Origin of the sequence: Neisseria sp. 19428wB4_WF04 (genome assembly GCF_015235335.1) — a bacterium.
Lineage (GTDB): Bacteria > Pseudomonadota > Gammaproteobacteria > Burkholderiales > Neisseriaceae > Neisseria > Neisseria musculi.
The window spans coordinates 1-226 of sequence record NZ_JADGLG010000255.1 but is presented as its reverse complement, the minus strand read 5'-3'; the positions used below and the strand labels follow the sequence as shown (position 1 = coordinate 226).

Sequence of the window (226 nt, the reverse complement as noted above, 5' to 3'; positions counted from 1 at the left end):
CATCAACTTCTACTTCACCATCAAGCATTTCCAGATGCGGGCTGTTGTGATAGATAAGTAAGCGCAAACGGTGGAAGTAATAGGCAGCGGTATTTTTATTGACGCTAACTAATTGCGCCGCTGTGCGGGCGGTAACACCTGCAACAAATAGTTCAATCAGTTTGTTTTGCTTGTACTGACTTAAACGACTTTTTCTCATAGGGATTATTCTAACCTGAAGTTAAAT

Annotated in this window: 1 pseudogene; it reads right to left on the bottom strand. The window is 41.2% G+C overall.

Annotated elements, in window-relative coordinates:
* Positions 1-199: pseudogene (locus IR141_RS14350) on the bottom strand (IS1595 family transposase); the annotation flags it as partial.
* Positions 200-226: the final 27 nt, after the last annotated feature.